Here is a 22,302-nt window from a genome sequence, read left to right on the forward strand (position 1 = left end):
CCATTGTACAATGATGTGATCAAAATTATGAGGCTCTATGACCACGTTATTGATCATTGATATGCAAGTGGGGATGACCTGGCCTGAGGCTGAGGTCCGGAATAATCACGGGGCGGAGGTGGTCGTAGCTGGCCTTCTGAAAGCATGGCGTGAGCGTAAGGCACCGATCGTACATGTGCGCCATATGTCGCGCACACCGGGCTCGCCGTTCTGGCCGGGGCAGCCGGGCGTTGAGTTCCAGCTTGAATTGGCGCCGCTGCCGCATGAACATGTCGTCGAGAAGAATGTGCCGGATGCTTTCATCAACACGGGACTGGAGCGCTGGCTCCATGCGCGCGGGGAGTCGTCGGTGGTGATCGTTGGTGTCAGCACCAATAACTCGGTGGAGTCCACGGCGCGGACTGCGGGCAATCTCGGCTTCAAAACCTACGTGGTATCGGATGGGACTTACGCCTACGCGATGGACGATTTCAATGGTGTGAAGCGCTCGGCTGAAGATGTGCACGCGATGGCGCTGGCCAATCTTCACGGCGAGTATGCGACGGTCATTCACTCCTGCGAGGCATCGAAAATATGAAGCGTCTGGTATTACTGATTATCGCGGCGGCGATTTCCTGCGGCGCGGGCGCGCAGGCGAACTTTTGGAAGGACCGCTCCGGCAAGCCGATTGCTGAAACCGACTCGCTGAAGTCGAAGGACGACTTTGCGGGCATGGTCATCGTCACATCCGACGCAAATTGGGAAGAGAAGTGGGCGACGCCGCCGAACGTTGTGCCGGAGTTTAAAGAAGTCCGCACGCTGCCGAAAAACGAAAAGGCCTTCGTGCTGATATTCTTTTCGAACCCGAAGGTCTCGACTGAAGGACGGGCGGACGTTGGCTGTGATATTCGAATTACCGGCCCTGACGGTTCCATCCCGATGGATCAGCGGGACACCGTGTGCTACCAGGGCGCGTTCAAAGGCGCGCCGACGAATCTTTATCTGTCGGCGCCCGTGATAGGCTTTGTTGGCGAAGCGGCAGATCCGGCGGGTAAGTGGACGGTGTCGGTCACGCTTAAAGATCGTCTGCGCGGGACGGAACTGCCGCTCAAAACCTCATTCATGCTTCAGTGAACACCATATGACGAATCGCTTAGCTTCATGCAGCTGCGGCCAGCTGACGGCCCAAGTCACCGGAGAGCCGGTGCGGATCTCGCTTTGCCATTGCCTGGCGTGCCAGCGCCGGACTGGCAGCGCGTTTGGCGAACAAGCGCGATTTCGCCGCGAGCATGTTTCGATCGCGGGTGATTCAACGGAGTACGCTCGTGTCGGCGACGAAGGACGCCAGGCGAAATTCCACTTTTGTCCAAAATGCGGATCGACCGTGTTCTACGAGCTGGAAGGCATGGACAAATTCCTCGGGATTCCTGTCGGGGCATTTGCTGATCCAGACTTTCCGCCGCCTGGTATTTCAATTTTCGAGGAGCGAATGCATAGCTGGGTCGTTCCGCCTCCCGACGCCGAGCATATTCCGTGAGCGCAAAGGCAGTTGCCGGCGGCTCGGAGCTCGTCTATGGTGGCAAATCGTTTGCTCATCACAGCGATCATGAGCTGGATTTGCGCCTGACCAGAAAGCTCATTCAACAGCAGGGGCTGTCGCATCCGCCGGGCTCCGTTCACCATCCCAAGCGCTCGCCGAATCAGCTATAACGGCCATTCCAGGCAAATTGGCATACCTTTATCGAAATAAGTTATAGCTCCGCGCGGCGCTGGCGGAAGGATAATTTTTCCATTTCGAACAGGAGGTCGGATGGGCGTGAATGCGACGCGGCGGCAGTTGATGGTGTCTCTGGGATTGGCGACGGCATTTCCCGGCCTTGCCGGGGCGGCGGTAACCGCCACTACGCGTGCTGGGCGCGAGGATCTCGAACTCTGGTACGACAAGCCCGCTGGCCAGTGGGTAGAGGCGCTGCCGGTCGGGAATGGGCGGCTTGGTGCGATGGTGTTTGGCCGTGTTGGTCAGGAGCGCCTGCAGCTGAATGAGGACACCTTGTACGCCGGCGGTCCGAATGATCCCACTCCGCCAGGCTCCCTTGAAGCGCTGCCAAAAGTGCGCGCGCTGATCGACGAAGGCAAGTTCAAGGAAGCGAACGATCTGTGTGGTTCGACCATGATTGCACACCAGCAGATGCCGTATGGTGCTGCGGGTGATTTGCTGATCGATTTCCTGCGGCCAGCCGAGGCCAAAGGGTATCGGCGCTCGCTCAGTCTGGATACGGCCATCACGACCACACGCTTTGCTGCCGGTGCTGCACGCTTCTCACGTGAAGTGTTTGCCAGCCATCCGGATCAGGTGATTGTGATGCACTTGACCGCCTCCGGCGCAGGCGTGCTGGATTTTGACATCGGCTATCGGCATCCGGATACGGCAAAGTATGGCACGACAGCGTCCACCGATAAAGAGGACCTGCGGGCCGGCCAGCGTCCGGCTGATTTGTCGCTGCGTGCGGACGGAGAGAACGCGCTTCTGATCGAGGGGCGCAATATCGAATCGTCCGGAGTGCCGGGGGCGCTGCGCTACGCCGTGCGTGTGCAAGTCGTCGGCGATGGCAAAGTAAAGGTCGATGGGGATCGCCTCCTGGTGCGTGGCGCGCGCAATATTACGCTGCTGATCGGTGCTGCGACCAGCCATGTGAACTACGCCGACGTGAGCGGCGATCCGGTCGCGAAAGTCCGTGCTCAGACTACCGCTGCCGCGCGCAAGCCATACGCGCAGCTTCGCGCCGGCCACGTGAAGGCGCATCAGGCGCTGTTCCGGCGCCTGTCCATTCGCCTGGGCGATGGCGACGCCCGTCCGACCAATGAACGGATTGCGAGTGCGGAGACGCGGCCCGATCCAGCGTTGGCGGCCCTGTACGTGCAATACGCGCGCTATCTGCTGCTGTCCTCTTCACGCGACAGCGAGCCGGCCAATCTGCAGGGTCTCTGGAACGAGGGCACCAATCCGCCATGGGGCGGCAAGTACACCATCAACATCAACACGCAGATGAACTACTGGCCCGCCGACGCGGCTAATATCGGCGAATGCATGGAGCCGCTGCTGCGCATGGTCGAAGGCATGGCTGTCAACGGCGCCATCACCGCACGCAAGTGTTATGGCGCGCGCGGTTGGGTGGCCCATCACAACACGGATCTCTGGCGCGCCACGGCGCCGATCGACGGGCCGCTGTGGGGCATCTGGCCAAGTGGCGGAGCGTGGCTGTGCAAGAACTTGTGGGACCACTACGAATATCACCAGGACGAGGCATGGCTGCGCCGCGTTTATCCTTTGCTGAAGGGGGCATCGCTGTTCTTTGTCGACACGCTGGTCGAAGATCCGCAAGGCCGGGGACTGGTGACGTCACCATCGATCTCGCCAGAGAATCAGCATCACAAAGGCGTGGCGATTTGCGCCGGCCCGGCGATGGACCGCCAGATTCTGCGCGATCTGTTCAGCAATACCCTGGCAGCGCACGCGCTATTAAAGGATAGCGACAGCGAATTTGCGCGGAGCGTGGCGACGGCGCGGGAACGGCTTCCCGCCGACCGCATCGGCGCGCAGGGCCAGTTGCAGGAATGGCTGGAGGACTGGGATGCCGGTGCTCCTGAGCAGCAGCATCGGCACGTATCGCATCTTTACGCCATCTATCCGTCGGAGCAGATCAATGTGCGCGCTAACCCGGAATTGATTGCCGCCGCCAGGGTGACGCTCAATACACGTGGCGACAAGTCGACCGGCTGGGCGACGGCATGGCGGCTGGCGTTGTGGGCGCGCATGGGCGATAGCGAGCGCGCGCATTCGATCCTGCTTGGCTTGCTGGGACCAGAGCGCACTTATCCGAATATGTTCGACGCGCATCCGCCATTCCAGATCGATGGCAATTTCGGCGGCACGGCAGGTATTCTGGAGATGGTGCTGCAGTCCTGGGGCGGTGAGATTCACGTGTTGCCGGCGCTGCCGAAGGCGTGGCCGGACGGTTACGTACGCGGCGTGCGCGCACGCGGCGGCATCGAGGCCGATGTCGAGTGGTCTGCCGGTCGCCTACGGCGGCTGGCCTTGCGTGGCAATCCTGGCGCCAGCGTTGTGGTCCGTCACGCAGGCCGAACGACGACGCTGACGCTGAACGCGCAAGGCCGCGCCGAATTCAGGCCAGTTTAAACACGCGTACCGACTGCGCCAGTTCGTCGGCGCGGTCGCGCAGCACGCTTGCGGCGGCGGCCATCTCTTCGACCAGCGCAGCATTCTGCTGGGTGGCATTGTCCATTTGCGTGATAGCTTCGCCCACCTGACTGACGCCCGTGCTTTGCTCGCCGCTGGCGACGCTGATTTCACCGACGATTTCCGTCACGCGGCGGATGCTGGCGACCACTTCGCCCATGGTGGCGCCGGCCTTGTCCACCAGCCCGGCGCCGGATTCCACGCGCTGTACGCTGTCCGTAATCAGGCCTTTGATTTCGCGCGCGGCTTCCGCGCTGCGGCTGGCCAGCGAGCGCACTTCGCCTGCGACAACGGCAAAGCCGCGTCCCTGTTCACCTGCACGCGCTGCTTCAACCGCGGCGTTCAAGGCCAGGATATTGGTCTGGAAGGCGATGCCGTCGATGACGTTAATGATGTCCGCAATGCGGCGGCTCGAATCGCTGATGCCACGCATGGTGTCGACCACTTGCGAAACGACGTTGCCGCCTTCGGCCGCGACCGCGCTGGCGTCCTGCGCCAGCTTGTTGGCCTGGCGTGCGTTGTCGGCGTTCTGCTTCACGGTTGTGTTGAGCTCTTCCATTGAGGCTGCTGTTTCTTCCAGCGCACTGGCCTGGGTTTCGGTACGGGCGCTCAGGTCCTGATTGCCTTGGGCGATTTCAGTGGAGGCGCCCAGCACGGCATCCGATCCATCGCGCACCTGGCGCACGACGCCCGCCAGCGCTGTCTGCATGCGCTGCAGCGCATCCAGCAGCTGGGCGATTTCGTCCTTCCCGTTGACCTGGATGGGACGTGCCAAATCTCCTTTGGCCACGGCTTCCGCCGCGCTGACCGCCATGCCCATCGAGCGCGTGATGTTCTGCACCAGGTGATAGCCGACGAAGCAGGCCAGGGCAATGCCGATTAAGATCGACGCGATGGAGATGCTGCGCAGCGTCGCACCGCGAGCCGCCGCCTCGTCGTACTGCTGCTTGGCGACGGAAGTCTGTAGCTTGATCAGGGAGTCCAGCGTGTCGGCGACCGGCGTATTCAGCTTGCGCAGCTTTTGCACGACGATGTCGCGCGTCTTGTCCAAATCGCCCGCCTGCAATGCGGCGACCGCGGGATTGATGCCTTCATCCAGCAGTTTGCCGTAAGTTTGCTCGAATTTTTTTGCCAGTTCGCCTTCTTCGGTGGTCAGGTCGCTGTCGCGGTAGTCCTTCCAGGCCTTGTCGATGACGGCCATATTCTCGCCAATCTGTTTCAGCGTGGCGGGAATGGACTCGGGTTTTGCATCCAGCACGGCGTAGGCGAGGGCGATGCGGTTGCGCAGATTCTGGCGGTTGACGGAGGCCAGATAGGCGGTAGGGACGGTGCGGTCTTCGTAGACTGAGCGCAGGGCTTCGTTGGACGTCTTCGTGCCATACAGGCCGATCCCGCCTAGGATGGCGAGCAAGATTGACATGAAGCCAACGAGCAGAAACAGACGAACAGAGATCTTCACGTTGTTCATTCTTCCTATCTCCCCTGTAATGATTTTTGGTTCAATATACCCCACGGTCGCTTGATTGAGTGATAATTTCGGTATGAAGAAGTTACCGCTTAAATTTTTGATCCCCGGCGGCGTCGCCGGGGTTGCACTGGCCTACACCGGTCTGGGGTTCCTGGCCGTTCCGGCCATCGTCAAGTCGCAGGCCGAAAGCATGGCGATGGAAAAGCTGCATCGCCAGCTGACTATCGACAAAGTGGAGTTCAATCCCTTTACTTTGTCGGCGTCGATACAGGGAGTGAAGATGATGGAGCCGGAGGGCGGCGCCGTCTTTGCCAGCTTTGATCGGCTTGGCGTGGACCTGTCCTGGCAGTCGCTGTCCAAGCTGGCGCCTGTGGTGCAGGAGACACGCCTGACAGGCCCTTATGTCCACCTGGTCCGCAAGGACGAAAACCACTACAGCATCGACGATATCCTGGCCCTGATTGCGGCCCAGCCGCCGTCGCCGGAGCCGGCGCGCTTCTCGGTGAATAACATCCAGGTGGAGCAGGGGCGGGGCGAGTTCGAGGACCGTCCGGCGGGCGTGACGCATAAAGTGGCGGACTTGAAGCTTGGGCTGCCGTTTGTGTCCTCGCTGCCTGCCGATGTGACGGTATTCGTCGAACCGCTGTTTAGCGCGAAGGTGAATGGTGCGCCGCTGCAGCTGAAGGGCAAAGCGCGTCCATTCGCGGAGCCGAAGGATTATGCGCTGGATCTGACGCTGGATGACGTTGATGTCACCGGCTATCTCGGCTATCTGCCTTATAAACCGCGCTTCAAGATGAGCGGTGCGCGCCTGAATACGGCGCTGCATCTGGCTTTCGTTCGGCCGAAGGATAAGCCAGCAACCATCGTCCTTGATGGCCGGGCCTCGCTGAAGTCGTTGGCATTGGCGGATTCGGACGGCAAGCAGTTGCTGAAGGTTGACGAGCTTTCCACGCAATTGGGCAAGCTGGATTTGCTGGCCAAGCGCTTCGACATCACGCGCGTAGGCATCGACGGTCTGGAACTGGCGATGCAGCGCGGGCGCAATGGCAAGCTGGATCTGGCGGAGCTGTTGTCGCCGCCCGCGGCCGCAGTTCCGGCGCCTGCCGCTGCGCCCGCGCCTGCTCCGAAAGCCGCGCCGTCCGCCGTACAAGTGGCCCTGAAGGAGTTGGCAGTACACGATGCCGCCGTGCGCTATGTGGACGATCCAATGCAAGCCGGCGTGCGCAAACTGAATCTGACCGTGCGCGACCTCGCCGCCGACATCGGCAAAAACACCATCGCTGTCGGCGCCATCGCCTCCGACAGCGCGGAGATCGACTATCGCCAGGGCCGCCGCACTGCGGCTGCTGCGCCCGCACCTGCGTCTACGTCTGCCGCTGCGAAAGCGAAGGAAGAGGGCGCGCAGATGCTGGTCACGATCGGCGATATCGATCTGAACAACTGGACCGGTCATGTGGAAGACGGCAGCAGCCATGCGCTGCCGGTGGTCTTCAATCTGTCGCCGGTAAGCCTGTCGATGCAGGGTTACTCCACCGCGGCGGAGAGCAGCAGCACGGTAGACCTGAAAGCGACCGTGAATAAATCGGGCCAGCTAAATATCAAGGGCAAGCTCGCGCTATCGCCGTTCGAGGGCGATCTGGCGCTGGACGTGAAAAACTTCGACCTGTTGCCGCTGCAGCCCTACGTGACCGACTACGTGAATCTGCGCCTGACGCAGGCGGCCATCTCCGGCAAGACCCAGCTCAAACTCGGTGGCGGCAAGGGCAGTTTGAAAGGTGATGTCAGCGTGAGCCGTCTGGCGACCGTGGACAAAGCCAGCGCCAATGATTTCCTGAGCTGGAAATCGCTGGCCTTCGATGGCATGGACATGAACTTCAGTCCCTTCTCGCTGAGCGTTGACCGGGTAGCACTCGCGGACTTCTTTGCCCGTGTGATTATCGACCCCAATGGCCGCATCAATGTGCAGGACGTGACGCGCAAGGAAGGCGAAGAAGAGAAAAGCCTGACGGAAGCAGGCACGCGTGCGAAGACTGCCGCTGCCGCCAAGGCGGCGCCGAAGCCCGAAGCGACGGCGCAATCATCCGAACCGCTGCCACCCATCCGCATCGGCAAGCTGGAACTGACCGGCGGGCGCGTACGCTTCACGGACAACTTCATCAAGCCGAACTACACGGCCAATCTGAAGGACCTGGGCGGCACGGTGACGGGGCTGTCATCGGATGATAAGAGCAGCGCGAACGTGAGCCTGAAGGGCAATGTGAACAGCGCGCCGCTGTCGATCGCGGGACGCGTGAATCCCTTGAAGCGCGATCTGTCACTGGATTTGCGAGCGGACGTACGCGGCATGGAACTGGCGCAGTTGTCTGCATACTCGGACAAGTACGTCGGCTACGGCATTGAGAAAGGCAAGCTGACGTTTGAAGTGGCTTACCAGCTGGAACACCGCCAGCTGAAGGCCGAAAACCGCCTGGTGCTGGACCAGCTCACCTTCGGCAAGGAGAGCACGAATCCGGATGCGCCGCGCATGCCGGTGCAGCTGGCCGTGGCGCTGCTGAGCGACCGCAATGGCGTCATCGATATCAATGTGCCGATCGGCGGTTCGCTGGACGATCCGCAATTCTCGATTGGCGGCATCATCCTCAAGATCATCGGCAATGCGATCATGAAGACGGTGACGGCGCCGTTCTCGCTGATTGGTTCGCTGTTTGGCGGTGGTGGCAGCGAAGAGCTGTCCATGCTCGAATTCGATGCCGGGCGCGCGGCTGTGCTACCTGCGAGCGAAAGCAAGCTGAAATCGATCGCCAAGGCGCTGACTGAGCGTCCAGGCCTGAAGCTCGATATCACGGGCCGTTACGATGCGAGCGAACTGGATGCGATGAAACAGGCAGCGCTGGAACGCAAGCTGCGCGCAGCGAAAACCAAGGATCTGCTGGCACGCGGCGGTACACTGCCGGAAGGCGGCGTCACCGTGAGCAAGGACGAGCGCGCGGGCTTGCTGGCCAAGGCGTACAAGGACGAGACGTTCAACAAGCCGCGCAATGTGCTGGGTCTTCAGAAGTCCCTGCCGCCGGAAGAGATGGAAAAACTCATCCTCGCCAATATCACCATCGAGGATGATGATTTGCTCGCGCTGGGTAATCGCCGCGCGCAGGCGGCGAAGGATTGGCTGATCAACACGGGACAGGTGCCAGGCGAGCGCATTTTCATCATTGGCGCCAAGCCGGCATCGAAAGACGATAAAGGCTCGGTGAGCCGCGTCGATTTCGCCCTGCACTAAGGTCCGTCAGGCGCGGGTTCCCTGCGCCTGTTTGCCGCTCAACTCACGCAGGATGGCTTCGTTGACGGCGGGCTGGTCGTCCGCCTTGCGGCGGGTGAGCAGTTTGCCGTCTACGACCACCTGCTCGTCGATCCAGCCGGCTGCATTTGGCGGCACGCCCTGAATTTCGTCACCCTGCGGTGTATGCGCGGATGTGCGCACGCGAACAGCAGCCGTGCGACAATGGGCCTTTATTGCCGAGGGAGGCCATATGCAATTGCAATTGGGTGAGAACTCTCTGTACTACGAATTGATAGCCGGTGACGACACGCGGCCGTTGCTGGTGTTTCTGCACGAAGGACTCGGCTGCACGGCCATGTGGAAGGATTTCCCGCGTCATTTGTGCGAGGCGACGGGACGCGCGGGGCTGGTCTACGACCGGCTGGGTTATGGCCAGTCTTCACCGCTGAGAAAGCGCCGCGGTATCAACTATCTCCACGAATATGCGCTGCTTGAGTTGCCGGAAGTGCTGGCACGGCTGGCCGATGGGCGCGAGTATGTGATCGTCGGCCATTCGGATGGCGCCAGCATTGCGCTCATCCACGCGGCGGACCAGCCGGCCGGTTTGCGCGGCGTGATCTCGGCAGCGGCGCATGTCTTTGTTGAACCGTTGACGCTGGAAGGCGTGCGCGTGGCGCGCGATTCGCATGGCGCGGGCAAGATGCGCGGACTGTCGCGCTACCACGGCGATAAGGCGGAGACCATCTTCTTCGCCTGGGCCGACACCTGGCTGGACCCCGCCTTCGTACACTGGAATATCGAGTACCTGCTGCCGTCGGTCGCTTGCCCCTTGCTGGCGATGCAAGGCCGCGATGACCAATATGGATCGGGCGCGCAGCTCGATTCGATCGCTGCGAAAGCGGTCAATGCGCGCAAGCTGGTGGTTGATGACTGTGGCCACAGTCCACACATCGAACAGCCGGATGCGGTGGTGGATTATATGGCGGAGTTCATTCGCTCCCTGTGACGCGGCAGGCACTGTCATAGGTCCAGCGCCCGGCGCAGGTGCGGGCATGACATAAGGCTGCCTCTTCTCCGGCCAGCCTGGCGCAGCGGCGCAGCAGGGTGGCCGTGCTTTGCTGGCCGTCCGCCGCATCCAGGCCGTTCGCATGGGCCATCAACGCGGCGAGCAGGGCGACGTCGCTATCGCGTTCCGAGGGCTTGATCGGCAACGCCGGGCTCTGTACCGGCGGCTTCGCAGCATGTGCCCGCGCGGATGGCGTAGTGGCGTGCGCCGCCATTGATGCTGCGGCCGACAGCGCTGCACCAGGCGCCGAAGCGGCGACGTGCTTCTGCAAGGGTTCATTCACAATCGCAGCTGCCAGCTGTTGCGCTTCTTCCTCACTCTTGACGATTGGCGGTGGCGGCGCCGGCTTGAGCGCCGGATGAAGCGCCGGATGAAGCGCAACGTCCGTTCCCCATTCAGTGATGGCCGCCGCCAGTGCCGCAACGCAGAGCGCAATGCCGGCCGCATACACAAGCTGCTTGCGCGGCGGACGTGATGCGGGCGGTGGAGGCTCGCTGCGGCCGTGCTCCAGCTGATTGAGAATGCGCTTTGACGAATCCACTGTACACCTCCTCGGCTTGATCTGGGCCGAAACGGCAGGTGCGCCGCTGCCCTACGATGAGCAAGTGTCGCGTGCGGCGCGGCGTCCCGTTTTGATGGAGCGCACCATGTTGCCAATTTTCGTGGTCATGTTATTCCTGCTGGTCTGCGGCGTAGGCTGGGTGTTGCTGTTTCCTGACGCCGGCGAGGCCGTGCAGCGTGGCGTGAGCGCATTGTTGGCGCAGATGACGCGCCTTCTGGGTGCCGTCACCGCAAACATCTCGCGCCAGGCGCCCAGTGTGGCCGAGGATGGAAGGGCGGGCATGCAGCTGCTTGCGGCGCTGCTTCGGCGGCATTGGATTCTGCTGACTGTCGCGTGCGCGCTGGTGGTGCTGCCGCCGTTGGCAGTCTGGCTGGCAGGCGGCAAAGTCGCTCTCCCTGAATCCGGCGCACGAAGCATCAATCCACAGTTGGAAAGCCTGCTGCGCGGCGAGCATCTGGTGCCGCCACCGCCGCTGCCGCCGATGGTATTCACGTCGGCCGAAGTGACAGTCGTGCGGCCGATGCTTGACACGGCCAATCGCAACTGGACACTGCTTGACTCCGAGTTTTCCCAGCGCCTGCTGGTGGTATTCAAGATCATGCGCGAGCAGCACGGTTATGAAATGGCCCTGCTGGAAGGCTATCGAAGTCCCGAACGCCAGAACCAGCTCGCCGACGCTGGCAATAACGTCACCAGCGCCCGTGCATTCCAGAGCTATCACCAATACGGCCTGGCTGCCGATTGCGCCTTCATGCGCGACGGCCATCTGGTGATCTCCGAGCGCGATCCCTGGGCCATGCGCGGCTATCAGCTGTATGGCGAGGTGGCCGAATCAGTCGGCCTGAATTGGGGCGGACGCTGGACGATGATGGATTTCGGTCATATCGAGCTGCGCAAACCACGCAAGGAGCATTGAGCTCGCTCAAAAAGGCTGTGCCGTGTTGATGGCACCATCGACCGGCTGCCCAACCTAATGCGAGCGACCATGCTGCGACGAATCTGGTACTTTCTGACCGACACGCGCAATCTCACCATCATAGGCTTCGCCGCATTGGCAGGCTTCTTCTGCCTTGGCGCCGAAGTGCTGGAACTGGCGCTGATCTGGGCTATCGTGGCCACGGCCGTCTGTCTGCTGTTGTGGCTTGCGGTATGGTGGCTGCGGCGCGTTCTGGCCGCGCACAAGGCCGAGCGCCTCGCCAGAGCGATGGAGCCGCCGCCGCCCGATCCGAACCAGCAGCAGCGTGACGACGTCAATGCCATCCACGACGAGATGCTGAAGGCGATCGGCACGATCAGGCACTCGAAACTGGGTATAGCGTCCGGCACACGGGCGCTGTATGAACTGCCGTGGTACATGATCATTGGGAATCCAGCTGCCGGCAAGAGCAGCGCGATTACGCAATCCGGCCTGCAGTTCCCCTTCGCAGACAGCAAAGTGGTGCAGGGCGTTGGCGGCACGCGCAATTGCGACTGGTTCTTCACGACCGAAGGCATACTGCTCGATACCGCAGGCCGTTACGCAGTAGAAGACGAACACCGTGGCGAGTGGGTGGGCTTTCTGGAACTATTGAAGAAGCACCGCTCGCGCGCGCCAATCAATGGCATTCTGATTGCCATCAGCGTTGCCGAGCTGCGCGGCGACGATCCTGAAGCTGCCATCAAGCTCGCACGCAGCTTGCGCAAACGTGTGCAGGACCTGATCGAACAGCTGGAAGTCTTCGCTCCCGTCTACGTGCTGTTCACCAAAGCCGATCTGATCGCTGGCTTCTCCGAATTCTTCGCCCACACGGAACGCAATGAGCGCGACCGTGTCTGGGGCGCGACCATGCCTTACAAGCGCAAGGCGGGCAGCAAGGAAATGCTTTCCTTCTTCGATCAAAGCTTCGATGAGCTGTGCGAAGGCCTGAAGGATATGGGTGTCGCCAATATGGCGCAGCAACGGCGTGATCGCGTGCTGCCCGGCGTTTATACCTTCCCGCTGGAGTTCGCCGCCGCACGCGTGCCGTTGCGCGCCTTCCTCGCCACCCTGTTCGAGGAAAATCCTTTTCAGTTCAAGCCGGTGTTTCGAGGCTTCTACTTCACCAGCGCCTTGCAGGAAGGCGCTCCATCGGGTGCTCAGACGCGGCGTGTGGCACGTCGTTTCGCGCTGGCCACCGCGATGCAGCCAGTGCCGCATGGTGCGCAGTCGGGCTTCTTCCTGTTGGATCTGTTTCGTAAGGTGATCTTCGCGGATAAGCAACTTGTATCGCAATACACAAGCCGCACGCGGATGCGTCTGAAGTATGCGGGCTTTGCCGCCGCGGCGCTGCTGCTTGGCGGTGCGCTAGGTGGCTGGAGCTGGTCCTACTCCGGCAATCGCGAACTGGTACGCGCCGTGCAGGCGGATCTCGACAAAGCCGTGCGTGTACAGAACGGTCGTCTGGACTTGCAATCGCGCCTGCAGGCGCTGGAGATCCTGCAGGATCGTATGGCCCAGCTGGAAAAACTGCGCAAAGAGCGTCCGTGGCTGCTGGACATGGGGCTGTACCAGGGGGCGCTACTCGAAGCAAAGCTGCGTGAGGAATACTTCGCCGGCATGAAAGAAGTTCTGGTCAAGCCGGTTGCCGCCAGCCTTGAAGCGCTGTTATATGACCATGCCAACGGCGTGCCGGAAGATGTCTATAACGCTTTGAAGACCTATCTGATGCTGTGCGAGCCCGCGCGCGCGGAAGCTACGCATATGACTGACCAGCTCACACGGCACTGGCGCGGCTGGCTGGAGTCGAACCGCGCCAGTATGCCGCGTGAGCAAATGATTCGCAGCGCTGAACGATTGCTGAACTTCTATCTGAGCCGGATGGGCGATTCCTCATGGCCGCGCATCGAACAGAAGCTGACGCTGGTCGACGCGGCGCGCGAGCATCTACGCCATGTCGTGCGCGGCATGCCGGCACGCGACCGGGTTTATGCCGAGGTGAAGGCGCGCGCCAATACGCGTTTCCAGAGCATGTCGGTGGCGCGCATCGCTGGCGAACAGGATCTGACCGTGATCGCCGGCAGCCACGCGATTCCCGGCGCCTTCACCCGCGAGGCATGGGAAAAGTATGTTGAGGGCGCGTTCAAAGAGGCCGCCGGTCACGAGCTGCAAAGCACGGATTGGGTGTTGAAGACTTCCAGCAAAGACGATCTGTCGTTGGAAGGAAGCCCGGAGCAAATTCAGAAGAACCTGGTGGAGATGTACAAAAGTGAATACGTAAAAGAATGGCGAGCCTTCGTGCAGGGCATCGCGATCGCCGACATGGGCAATTTCAATGGCGCGGTGGGTGCGATGAACCGGCTGGGCGACCCGCAAACTTCGCCTATCGCGAAGGTGCTCAACACCGTCTATGAGCAGACTGCCTGGGATAACCCGGCGGAACTCAACGCGCAGATGGCACAGGCGCAAACGGGCGTGATCTACTGGCTGCGGTCGCGGCTCTTCCAGCGCGCGCCGTCCGGCGTGAATATTCAGGTGAACCTGACGCCCGGCGAACGAGCGGTGGGCGCGGTCGGCCGCGAATTCGCCGCCTTGGGCAAGCTGGTCGCGCCGCGCGACAAGGATGCGTCACCGATCCGCGCGTATCTCGATGCGCTGTCGCGCTTGCGTACGCGGCTGAATAGCCTGAAGAATCAGGGCGATCCCGGTCCCGGCGCGCGCCAATTCATGCAGCAAACGCTGGAGGGATCGGGCTCCGAACTGGCCGACGCCTTGCGCCTGGTCGATGAACAAATGCTGATGGGGATGAACGATGTGCAGAAACAGGCGATCCGGCCCATCCTTGTACGGCCGCTGATTCAGACCTTTTCCATCATCATCGGCCCGGCGGAGGCCGAAATCAACAAGACCTGGCTGGCGCAGGTTTATGAGCCTTTCAACCGTTCGCTGGCGGGCAAATATCCCTTTACGCCCAATGCGCATATCGAAGCCAGTCAGGCGGAGATTGCGCAGTTCTTCGGCCCGGATGGGCTGGTTGCAAAATTCGTCAACACTGCCATGGGGCCGCTGGTTGTGCGGCGCGGAGATGTAATCGCGCCACGCACCTGGGCTGACATGGGCATCACGCTGGCGCCACAAGCCGTGCAGCGCTTTGCCGGATGGATCGCTCCAATCGGTGCGGGCGGGGTGGCGGCATCGGCGGCTGCGCAAACGGTGTTCCAGATCCTGCCGTCGCCCGCGCCGGGAACGCTGGAGTACACGATCGACATCGATGGCCAGCAGCTGCGCTACCGGAACACGCCGGCGCAGTGGGCAAATATGGTCCATCCGGGGCCGCAAGGTGTGCCGGGCGCGCACATCACGGCAGTGACCTTCGATGGACGCAATGTAGAGATTCTCAACGAGCCTGGCCAGTTCGGCCTGCGCCGCATGATTGAGGCGGCGACGCGCACGCGCAAGGAGGGCGGCGTGCACGAGTTGCGCTGGTCGGCAGGAGGCGTCAGTGTGGCGGTTGATCTGCGGATCATTAGCAGCCCCGAAGCGTCGCCTACTGCGCAGGCGCCGCAGGAACAGGGCTTCCGTGGCCTGCGTCTGCCGGAAACCATAGTCGGCGCTCCGCCCATCACTGCCGTCGCGACCATCACCGGAGAACACCAATGACGCAGCTCGCGATAAGCTACTTTGGCAAGCTGCCAGCGCGCAGCGATTTCGTAAAATCGGCCGGCGACCGGCGGCTGCTGGAACTGCTGGATCAGTGGCTGGCGGATGTGATGAATCAGCTGACACCCAATCCACGCTGGCGTCAGCACTACGATGCCATGCGTCCGGTGCACTTCGCCTTCATCGGCACACGCAATAAGGTGGCGATAGCGGGCCATCTCGCGGCCAGCCGGGACCAGTCCGAGCGGCGCTTTCCCTTCGTGACGATGAGCGCGATGAAGTTGGAAGATCCGCTGGCCTTTCTGCCTGGCAGCCCGCTGGTGTTGGCGCCGTTCTGGCAGGAGCTGGAGGAACACACGGCGGATGCTCAATCCGCTCACGATCCCGCCGCCGCGCTTCAGCGGCTTGCCGGGAGCGCGATAGACGTGGATGCGACGGGCCAGGACTGCATACAAAAGCTGAATAATTTCCTGACTCAGGCCACGCTGGCCGACCTGGATGCGATGCTGGAAATGAAGGGTGGTGCACGTCGCCTGGTCCTCACGCTTGGCCTGCTGCTATGGCCCATGCATGCCCACTCAGGCGCGCGGCTGTCGAAGAGCCTTGTGCTGCCGCTGCCCGCCGCTTTGCGCGAGCGCATGCTGAGTTGTGCATTCTGGCTGCAGCTGGGCAGCGTGTTCCTGCGCGGCGTAGACATGGAACTGGCGCTGTTTCTGTGCGAACGTGAAGGCCGGCACACGCTGGTTGCAGGTTTTAACGGCGCCAATGCGGCCACGCTGCAAGCGATCATCGATCCGGAATTCGCGGCCGAGCAGCAGATTGTCGTAGCGGACAACAACTGGCTGGAAAGCGAGCTGGCAGCGATGCCGGAGGCCGAACACCTGGCTGCCTGCCTGGCGCAGCCCCAGTTGCCGCTGGCCGCCGCCTTGCGGCTTTTCCGTGAAACCTTTTCCTGAGAGAGTGCGATATGCGCCGCCTGTTGCTTCTATTTGCGGTTCCATTCATTGTGCATGCGCAGGTCCCAGCGCCGCATCCCGGTCAGGTTCTGGTCAGCGGGACTGTGCCCGACGAAGCAGCCAAGGCAGCGTTGCTGCAAAAGGTACGCGATATGTACGGCACCGATCTGGTGGTCGACCAGATCGCCATCGGCACGGTGGCTATGCCGCCCGACTGGACCAGCCATGTGCAGAAGCTGATTACGTCAAATCTGAAACAAGTGACTAAAGGCCAACTGCGCATCGACGGCAGCACAATCAGTATCCGCGGCGAGGTCGCTAACGAGGCGCAACGGCAGCAGATTGCCAGCGATATGGCGACCAGCCTCAATCCCAGCTATACCGTCAACAATGGCCTGCGCGTCAGCGCCGCCGAGCAGGAAGTGCTGGACGCGGCGCTGGCCAGGCGCATCATCGAGTTCGAGAGTGGCCAGGCGGCGATCCGGCCTTCGGGGCAGGCGATTCTGGACGAGATGGCGGCAGCGCTGCAGAAGGTGAAGGGCAAGAAAGTCGAAGTCATTGGCCATACCGACAATACAGGCTTGCGCGAAACGAATCTGGCACTCAGTCTGGCCCGTGCCGAAGCAGTACGCTCTTATCTCGCGGCGAAAGGCATCAACACCGCGCTGATCTCCGTTTCCGGCCAGGGCCCGGATCGTCCAGTGGCAGAGAATTCGACGGCGGAAGGCCGCGCGCGCAACCGCCGCATCGAATTCCGCGTTGCCGATTAGGGCAGGGTGATCGTCAGGTTGGCCGGGCGTGGCGCCAGCTTGACGATGCCAGCGTAGGGCGCCAGCGCCGATTGCGCACTGCTGTCCAGCGATGACTTCAGACCGATGAAGACCCCTATGCCAAGCAAGGCAAACACGGAGCAAAGTGCCCACAGCGGCAGGCCAGTCCGCAATGTGTGAACCACCTGGTCGGGCCGGTCGGCGCGCGGCGCAAAGCCTTTGCTCTTGCCCTTGATATGGGCGATTTCGTCGCCCAGACGCGCGGTCATGTAGGCAAGACGATCGCCGCCGTCGAGCGCGTATTTTCCTTTGAAGCCGAGCAGCAGGCACATATGGAAGACCTGCAGCGCCTGTAGCCGTGCGCCGCCGCTGGTGCGCAGCGCTTCGAGCCGATCGAAGAAATGCTCACCCGCCAGCTGGTCGCCGAACTCCACCAGCTGCAAGGGGCGTTGTTCCCAGGCGTCGCGCAGCGGAAAATGCGATGCCAGCACGATTTCGTCGAGGGCTGCACAGAAGGCGTACTTCGCAGCATCGATGTCGTCGCCGTGTGCCCGCAGGTTGCGGGCGTCGCGGTCGAAGTCCTTAAGAAAGTTGCCGACCTTTTCCAGAAATTCCTCGCAGGCGGGAGGCTCGCTGCCGTTCCGCAGCAGGAAAAGCATGTGGAAGCCCTCGTGCATCAAGTCCAGCAGCGACTGAATGCGCACGCCGTCGGCGCTCGCTGCGGCGCCGAACAGGGACGGCGCGGCGCGCCGTTCGATTTGGGGAGTCATGCCGTCACCGCGATCAGTTCGAGCCGCAGATCCTTGATTCCTGCGGGCGCGTAGATGGAAATGGACTGAGCCTTCAGCATCTGCTCATACAGCACGCCGCGGTTCTCCAGCGCGAAGTAGTAGGTGTCGGGACGGACCGGGATGGCGGCGGGTACCTGTGGAGCGTGCGCCAGTTTGACACCCGGCATGGCGGAGAGCACGCATTTTTCCACGTCGTCCGGTGCCCCAACCTTGACCCGCAAAGGCACAACTTCCACCAGCTCCAGCGCGGGCAGTGCGGCGCCGATCGCCAGATAGAGCGTCGTATCGGTACCGATTTTTCCGGAATCGAGTTTGCCGAGGTGGTAGCAGGGCTTGTCCTCGGTGAGCGCGATGGCGAAGTAGCGGGCCGAGATCACGGTGTCCAGCAAGTCGCGGATGATGGCGTCCAGGCGCTGGAAGCCGTCGGCCGGCGATGAATGCTCGTAGACCGGGAGCTGATTGAGCTGATAGCTTTTTGAGTAGGTCATCAAGGCGCCGGCGAGACCCAGCATGGCCTCGAACAAGCGTTCCGGGTGCAGTTGCGGATGACGCAGATAGTGCATCAGCATGGCCGCCGAGGTGCTGGCCGTATGCAGCAGCCAGAAACTGGACACGTCACCCGAGCGGAATTCGATCACATTACGGCTGGGCTCCCGCATATGGCCTTGCAGGGCATTGACCTTGGCCTGCAGCGCGTCGAGGAGCTGTTCAAGTCGCTGTTTGAGGCGCGGTGCAGCGGATAGCGACAAGGCCGGCGGCAGGAATGAGGGATCGTGCTCGAAGCCGCCGGACACCACGCGCCGCAACCGCGCAACAGGAATGCAGTCGGATGCGCTGCGCGGCTCGAGATCGGTCAACAAGCGCACGGCGGGTTTCAGATAGGTGATTTCGGCCGCCATGGCTTCGGAGTAAAGGTCAGGCGTGTCCCGGTCATGGCGCACGAAGCGCGTGCCCGGCGCTTCGTAATTGCTGCTGTCCGGCGACATCAGGGGCAGCGATGCGTAGCAGGTCAGCTCCTGCACATTGGCGGGAACGCCGCTCAGGTCGAGTGCTGGCGGCAAGGGCACACAGTCGGGCGCTTCGATCAGCTCACCGTCGCGGAATATGGCGGACAAGGCGTCCAGCCGCAGCAGGTTGTTCTTCAGCGCCGGCATATCCCATTCGAGTGACTGAACGCCCCACAAGTATGGATGGATCGCTTGCGCCGTCTGATGCAAGCGCGCTTCGTGATAGCGGTCCTGCTGCTGGAAGTGCTGAGGACGGAGGAACAGGCCTTCCGCCCATAGCAGTTTTGATGCTGCACTCATTGAAAGCTCCTTATCTGACGGGGCTTGCGCCCGCACCCGCGCTGATCGCGCAGCTATTCAGGCCAACCGAGATACCGGATCTTTCAGCTTCCCTGGCTGGAAAGGCGAGCCGCCATTGTTGCGGACACGGTGCATTGAACAGGCCCACGACGCCGATATAGGCCGCATCGCGATCGAGCTTTTCGAGGGCATCGTAGTGTTGTCCGGGCACCAGCGTGACTTCGCGCATTTCGATCAGATCCGGACCGAGGTCGGACCCGTTCAGCAGGGAGTCGAACGATGCGCGCTGGAAGGCCGCCAGCTGCCGCAGCTTATAGATTCTGGTGACAAGTGCCAGCGGCTGGTCCTGCGGTCCAAAATTCAGACCAGGAGCGGCCTGCAGACGCAGCGCCACCTGGCGCTGAGGCGGTTCCGCGATGCGCAAGCCACCGCAGGCGCATAAGGCCAGCAACGGCATGAGGGCAAATGATTTCTTCATTACGACTCCTTCTGGTCAGGTGTCAATTAAATCTTCACCACAGCTGCGGGCTTTTGCGGCGGCGCAAAGCGTGAAAGAGACGCGCTCCGGACTTTGAGACAACGCAATCGCTGATGTGCACATCCCACCAATAATGGGCGACACCGCGAACAAGGAGACTCACGATGAGACTAATGTCGATACCCGTTCTGGCAGGTGCTGCGCTGCTCTCTGCCTGCGCCTCGGACGGCCAACAGATGCGGCTCGATCACTCGCCGGCCGCGTCGCTGGAGTCCATGGTGGCCGATGCCGACCGCGCAGCTGCAAGCGGCCAGCATGACAAGGCTTACGCCATTTTGAAGAATGCCGGTGCCAGCTGGCCCGCCGACAAGACGCCCTGGGTGCAGATGGCGCAAATGAAGTTCGATCGCGGCAGCTATGGCGAAGCCATCTCGAATGCGCTGGAGGCATTGCAGCGCGATCCCACCGACCGCACGGGAAATAGCATCATTGCCGTCAGCGGCCTGCGCCTGTCCACCAAGGCATTGGCGGACCTGAGCCAGCAAAACAATCTTGGTGGTCCCGTGCGCAGCGAGGCCCAGGAACTGGCGAAGCTGCTGCGCTCAAGTCTGGGCGAGGACGTCCTGGTGCCGCAACAGGGAGCCAACAGAACGGCCAAGCGCAGTGCACCGGCGCTGCCGCGCAGTGTTCCTGTGCAGGGCAAGACGCTCGTCCCATCACCGTCCAACAGCGCCGATCCCTTCGGCGCACTCAAATAGGAGAAGACCATGGCAAATGGCGATAGCGTGCAAAAGCGGCTGACCAAAGTTCGGGCGCCGCGTGTGCAAATGACCTACGACGTCGAGATTGGCGACGCGATGGAAAACAAGGAGCTGCCCTTCGTGGTGGGCGTGGTGGGCGACTTTGGCGGCAACTCGGACGTGGAGCAGAAACGCCTGAAGGACCGTAAATTCGTCGGCATCGACAACGGCAATTTCGACGAAGTTCTATGCGGCGTTGAACCGGTGGCGCGCTTCCAGGTCAAGAACACCCTGACTGGAGAGGGCGAATTCCCAGTCGAATTGCGCTTTCGGTCGATGGCGGACTTCCGGCCGGAGTCCGTGGTGCGGCAGGTCGAGCCACTCAGCAAACTGCTGGATACCCGTAGCAAGCTGGCCGATTTGCGCAACAAGCTGGCCGGCAACGACAAGCTGGAAGACTTGCTGACGGACGTGTTGCAAAACACCGAGCAGCTTTCCTCGCTGACGGACGAGGGGAAATAATATGTCCGCCCAATTGCAAGCAATGCCTGCCGCTGCGGCCGAATCGCTGGACTTGCTGGATCGCATCGTCGAAGAAAGCAAGGTGGCCAAATCCAGTGCCGAGCATGAACGCGCGCGTGACATCATCGCGGAGCTGGTGAATCAGGTGGTGCAGGGAACGGTGACGGTGTCGCATAATCTTTCCGCCACGCTGGACGCACGGGTGGCGGAACTGGATCGCCTGATATCCGCGCAACTGAGCGCCATCATGCACGCACCGGCATTCCAGAAGCTGGAGCAAAGCTGGACGGGCCTGCACTACCTTGTCCGCAATAGCGCCACCGGCCCTGGCCTGAAAGTGCGCATGCTGAACGCCACCAAACGTGAACTGGTGCGCGACTTTCAGAGCGCGCTGGAGTTCGATCAGAGCGTGATGTTCAAGAAAGTGTACGAAGAGGAGTTCGGCACTTTCGGTGGTGCGCCGTACGCGGCGCTGCTGGGCGACTTCGAGATCACACGCCAGCCGGAGGACATGTACTTCATCGAGCAGATGTCCCATGTGGCCGCAGCATCGCATGCACCCTTCATCACGGCGGCAGCGCCGGGCCTGTTCGGATTGGAGAGCTTCGGTGAACTCGGCAAGCCGCGCGATCTCGCCAAGGTGCTCGATACCGTCGAATACGCCAAATGGAAGGCTTTCCGCGATTCGGAGGACTCGCGCTATGTGGGCCTGGCCTTGCCGCGCTTTCTTGGCCGCCTGCCATTCAATCCGGTCGATGGCACCACGGTCGAAGGCTTCAACTTTGTGGAGGACGTCGACGGCACGGACCATGAACGCTACCTGTGGTGCAACGCAGCCTATGCCTTCGGGGCGAAACTGACCAAAGCGTTTGAGGAATTCGGATGGTGCGCCGCCATCCGTGGTGTGGAAGGCGGGGGACTGGTCGACGATCTGCCGACTCACACCTTTAAGACGGACGAGGGCGAAGTGGCGCTCAAATGCCCGACCGAAGTGGCCATTACCGACCGCCGCGAAAAGGAGTTGAGCGATCTCGGATTCATCGCTCTCGTCCACTGCAAAAACACGGCCTATGCGGCCTTCTTTGGCGCGCAATCGGCGCAGAAGGCCCGCAGGTACAGCTCGGAAGCGGCCAATGCCAACGCTGTACTGTCATCCCAGCTGCAATACATCTTCGCCGTTTCGCGCATCGCGCATTACATGAAGGCCATGATGCGCGACAAAGTAGGCAGCTTCAGTTCCGCCTCCAGCGTCGAAGACTTTCTGAATCGCTGGCTGATGAAGTATGTCCTGCTGGACGATAACGCGAGCCAGGAGCAGAAGGCGCAGTTCCCGCTGAGAGAGGCCTCGGTGCAGGTGCACGAGGTGCCTGGGCGGCCCGGCGTGTTCCGCGCCGTGAGCTTCCTGCGGCCGCATTTCCAGCTGGACGAACTGACCGTGTCTCTCCGTTTGGTCGCGGAGCTGCCGCAAACGACCAACTACTGATAACCCACCAGAGAAGAGGAGCATGCA

At 61.7% G+C, this 22,302-nt stretch carries 20 protein-coding genes; 14 read left to right on the top strand and 6 right to left on the bottom strand.

Annotation, left to right across the window (positions count from 1 at the left end):
- Window positions 1-37: 37 nt before the first annotated feature.
- The 5 genes from AB4Z19_RS00105 (at window position 38) to AB4Z19_RS00125 (ending at window position 4,177) form a co-directional block, all read left to right on the top strand.
- Entirely contained in the window at window positions 38-577 is a 540-nt protein-coding gene (locus tag AB4Z19_RS00105) for a cysteine hydrolase family protein (RefSeq protein WP_442022478.1), read from the top strand.
- Window positions 574-1,113 carry a hypothetical protein gene (locus AB4Z19_RS00110; RefSeq protein ID WP_442033829.1) on the top strand — a complete coding sequence of 180 codons (540 nt, stop codon included), beginning with the start codon at window positions 574-576 and terminating at the stop codon, window positions 1,111-1,113. The genes AB4Z19_RS00105 and AB4Z19_RS00110 overlap by 4 nt, the downstream gene beginning before the upstream one ends.
- A gap of 7 nt (window positions 1,114-1,120) precedes the next feature.
- Complete coding sequence (locus AB4Z19_RS00115; RefSeq protein WP_442022895.1) at window positions 1,121-1,516, top strand: GFA family protein; 396 nt, start codon at window positions 1,121-1,123, stop codon at window positions 1,514-1,516.
- Window positions 1,513-1,689, top strand: a complete 177-nt coding sequence (locus AB4Z19_RS00120; RefSeq protein WP_442033831.1) for a hypothetical protein — start codon at window positions 1,513-1,515, stop codon at window positions 1,687-1,689. The genes AB4Z19_RS00115 and AB4Z19_RS00120 overlap by 4 nt, the downstream gene beginning before the upstream one ends.
- Window positions 1,690-1,789: 100 nt before the next feature.
- On the top strand, window positions 1,790-4,177 hold the full coding sequence (locus tag AB4Z19_RS00125) for a glycoside hydrolase family 95 protein (protein WP_442022894.1): 2,388 nt from the start codon (window positions 1,790-1,792) through the stop codon (window positions 4,175-4,177).
- Here the strand turns inward: AB4Z19_RS00125 and AB4Z19_RS00130 are convergent.
- The gene (locus tag AB4Z19_RS00130) at window positions 4,164-5,705 is read right to left on the bottom strand and encodes a methyl-accepting chemotaxis protein (RefSeq protein ID WP_442022893.1); all 1,542 of its coding nucleotides are present in this window, start codon (window positions 5,703-5,705) and stop codon (window positions 4,164-4,166) included. The genes AB4Z19_RS00125 and AB4Z19_RS00130 overlap by 14 nt on opposite strands.
- A 73-nt stretch (window positions 5,706-5,778) precedes the next feature.
- Between AB4Z19_RS00130 and AB4Z19_RS00135 the strand changes: the two genes are divergently transcribed.
- Window positions 5,779-8,985 (top strand): DUF748 domain-containing protein, encoded by a 3,207-nt coding sequence (locus tag AB4Z19_RS00135; RefSeq protein ID WP_442033832.1) that lies wholly within the window; start codon window positions 5,779-5,781, stop codon window positions 8,983-8,985.
- 6 nt (window positions 8,986-8,991) lie between these two features.
- Here the strand turns inward: AB4Z19_RS00135 and AB4Z19_RS00140 are convergent, their stop codons facing one another.
- Window positions 8,992-9,186 (bottom strand): hypothetical protein, encoded by a 195-nt coding sequence (locus AB4Z19_RS00140; protein ID WP_442022891.1) that lies wholly within the window; start codon window positions 9,184-9,186, stop codon window positions 8,992-8,994.
- Between the two features lie 49 nt (window positions 9,187-9,235).
- Between AB4Z19_RS00140 and AB4Z19_RS00145 the strand changes: the two genes are divergently transcribed.
- Entirely contained in the window at window positions 9,236-9,991 is a 756-nt protein-coding gene (locus tag AB4Z19_RS00145; protein ID WP_442022890.1) for an alpha/beta fold hydrolase, read from the top strand.
- Here AB4Z19_RS00145 and AB4Z19_RS00150 read toward each other — a convergent pair.
- Entirely contained in the window at window positions 9,975-10,592 is a 618-nt protein-coding gene (locus tag AB4Z19_RS00150) for a hypothetical protein (protein ID WP_442022889.1), read from the bottom strand. The two genes, AB4Z19_RS00145 and AB4Z19_RS00150, sit on opposite strands and share 17 nt — an antisense overlap.
- A 106-nt stretch (window positions 10,593-10,698) precedes the next feature.
- On the opposite strand from AB4Z19_RS00150, the gene AB4Z19_RS00155 reads away from it, so the two are divergent.
- From AB4Z19_RS00155 to AB4Z19_RS00170, 4 genes are all read left to right on the top strand, one after another.
- On the top strand, window positions 10,699-11,529 hold the full coding sequence (locus tag AB4Z19_RS00155) for a M15 family metallopeptidase (protein ID WP_442022897.1): 831 nt from the start codon (window positions 10,699-10,701) through the stop codon (window positions 11,527-11,529).
- Between the two features lie 69 nt (window positions 11,530-11,598).
- Window positions 11,599-15,228 (top strand): type VI secretion system membrane subunit TssM, encoded by a 3,630-nt coding sequence (tssM, locus tag AB4Z19_RS00160; protein ID WP_442022888.1) that lies wholly within the window; start codon window positions 11,599-11,601, stop codon window positions 15,226-15,228.
- The gene (tagF, locus tag AB4Z19_RS00165; protein WP_442022887.1) at window positions 15,225-16,184 is read left to right on the top strand and encodes a type VI secretion system-associated protein TagF; all 960 of its coding nucleotides are present in this window, start codon (window positions 15,225-15,227) and stop codon (window positions 16,182-16,184) included. Before tssM ends, tagF begins: the two co-directional genes overlap by 4 nt.
- A gap of 11 nt (window positions 16,185-16,195) precedes the next feature.
- Window positions 16,196-16,954, top strand: coding sequence for an OmpA family protein (locus tag AB4Z19_RS00170; protein WP_442022886.1), 759 nt, complete (start codon window positions 16,196-16,198; stop codon window positions 16,952-16,954).
- On the opposite strand, the gene icmH is transcribed toward AB4Z19_RS00170, so the two are convergent.
- The 3 genes from icmH to tssJ are packed head-to-tail and all read right to left on the bottom strand — an operon-like array spanning window position 16,951 to window position 19,530.
- Complete coding sequence (gene icmH, locus AB4Z19_RS00175) at window positions 16,951-17,724, bottom strand: type IVB secretion system protein IcmH/DotU (RefSeq protein ID WP_442022885.1); 774 nt, start codon at window positions 17,722-17,724, stop codon at window positions 16,951-16,953. The genes AB4Z19_RS00170 and icmH overlap by 4 nt on opposite strands.
- Window positions 17,721-19,052, bottom strand: coding sequence for a type VI secretion system baseplate subunit TssK (gene tssK / locus AB4Z19_RS00180; protein ID WP_442033834.1), 1,332 nt, complete (start codon window positions 19,050-19,052; stop codon window positions 17,721-17,723). Before tssK ends, icmH begins: the two co-directional genes overlap by 4 nt.
- Before the next feature lie 10 nt (window positions 19,053-19,062).
- A complete protein-coding gene (gene tssJ / locus AB4Z19_RS00185; protein WP_442023068.1) occupies window positions 19,063-19,530 on the bottom strand; it encodes a type VI secretion system lipoprotein TssJ in 468 nt (155 codons plus the stop codon).
- Window positions 19,531-19,703: 173 nt separating this feature from the next.
- Between tssJ and AB4Z19_RS00190 the strand changes: the two genes are divergently transcribed.
- The 3 genes from AB4Z19_RS00190 to tssC are packed head-to-tail and all read left to right on the top strand — an operon-like array spanning window position 19,704 to window position 22,275.
- Window positions 19,704-20,288, top strand: coding sequence for a tetratricopeptide repeat protein (locus tag AB4Z19_RS00190; protein ID WP_442023069.1), 585 nt, complete (start codon window positions 19,704-19,706; stop codon window positions 20,286-20,288).
- A gap of 9 nt (window positions 20,289-20,297) precedes the next feature.
- Window positions 20,298-20,792, top strand: coding sequence for a type VI secretion system contractile sheath small subunit (tssB, locus tag AB4Z19_RS00195; protein WP_442023070.1), 495 nt, complete (start codon window positions 20,298-20,300; stop codon window positions 20,790-20,792).
- Window position 20,793: 1 nt separating this feature from the next.
- Window positions 20,794-22,275: a type VI secretion system contractile sheath large subunit gene (gene tssC / locus AB4Z19_RS00200; protein ID WP_442023071.1), complete on the top strand. Its 1,482-nt coding sequence runs from the start codon at window positions 20,794-20,796 to the stop codon at window positions 22,273-22,275.
- Window positions 22,276-22,302: the final 27 nt, after the last annotated feature.

This window comes from Pseudoduganella sp. RAF19 (genome assembly GCF_052114165.1).
Classification (GTDB): Bacteria; Pseudomonadota; Gammaproteobacteria; order Burkholderiales; family Burkholderiaceae_D; genus Rugamonas.

What these genes read in the sequence shown, in the direction of transcription:
- AB4Z19_RS00105 (WP_442022478.1), top strand. Translation starts at nt 38, where the DNA reads ATGACCACGTTATTGATCATTGATATGCAAGTGGGGATGACCTGGCCT.
- AB4Z19_RS00110 (WP_442033829.1), top strand. Translation starts at nt 574, where the DNA reads ATGAAGCGTCTGGTATTACTGATTATCGCGGCGGCGATTTCCTGCGGC.
- AB4Z19_RS00115 (WP_442022895.1), top strand. Translation starts at nt 1,121, where the DNA reads ATGACGAATCGCTTAGCTTCATGCAGCTGCGGCCAGCTGACGGCCCAA.
- AB4Z19_RS00125 (WP_442022894.1), top strand. Translation starts at nt 1,790, where the DNA reads ATGGGCGTGAATGCGACGCGGCGGCAGTTGATGGTGTCTCTGGGATTG.
- AB4Z19_RS00130 (WP_442022893.1), bottom strand. Translation starts at nt 5,705, where the DNA reads ATGAACAACGTGAAGATCTCTGTTCGTCTGTTTCTGCTCGTTGGCTTC.
- AB4Z19_RS00135 (WP_442033832.1), top strand. Translation starts at nt 5,779, where the DNA reads ATGAAGAAGTTACCGCTTAAATTTTTGATCCCCGGCGGCGTCGCCGGG.
- AB4Z19_RS00145 (WP_442022890.1), top strand. Translation starts at nt 9,236, where the DNA reads ATGCAATTGCAATTGGGTGAGAACTCTCTGTACTACGAATTGATAGCC.
- AB4Z19_RS00155 (WP_442022897.1), top strand. Translation starts at nt 10,699, where the DNA reads ATGTTGCCAATTTTCGTGGTCATGTTATTCCTGCTGGTCTGCGGCGTA.
- tssM (WP_442022888.1), top strand. Translation starts at nt 11,599, where the DNA reads ATGCTGCGACGAATCTGGTACTTTCTGACCGACACGCGCAATCTCACC.
- tagF (WP_442022887.1), top strand. Translation starts at nt 15,225, where the DNA reads ATGACGCAGCTCGCGATAAGCTACTTTGGCAAGCTGCCAGCGCGCAGC.
- AB4Z19_RS00170 (WP_442022886.1), top strand. Translation starts at nt 16,196, where the DNA reads ATGCGCCGCCTGTTGCTTCTATTTGCGGTTCCATTCATTGTGCATGCG.
- icmH (WP_442022885.1), bottom strand. Translation starts at nt 17,724, where the DNA reads ATGACTCCCCAAATCGAACGGCGCGCCGCGCCGTCCCTGTTCGGCGCC.
- tssK (WP_442033834.1), bottom strand. Translation starts at nt 19,052, where the DNA reads ATGAGTGCAGCATCAAAACTGCTATGGGCGGAAGGCCTGTTCCTCCGT.
- tssJ (WP_442023068.1), bottom strand. Translation starts at nt 19,530, where the DNA reads ATGAAGAAATCATTTGCCCTCATGCCGTTGCTGGCCTTATGCGCCTGC.
- AB4Z19_RS00190 (WP_442023069.1), top strand. Translation starts at nt 19,704, where the DNA reads ATGTCGATACCCGTTCTGGCAGGTGCTGCGCTGCTCTCTGCCTGCGCC.
- tssB (WP_442023070.1), top strand. Translation starts at nt 20,298, where the DNA reads ATGGCAAATGGCGATAGCGTGCAAAAGCGGCTGACCAAAGTTCGGGCG.
- tssC (WP_442023071.1), top strand. Translation starts at nt 20,794, where the DNA reads ATGTCCGCCCAATTGCAAGCAATGCCTGCCGCTGCGGCCGAATCGCTG.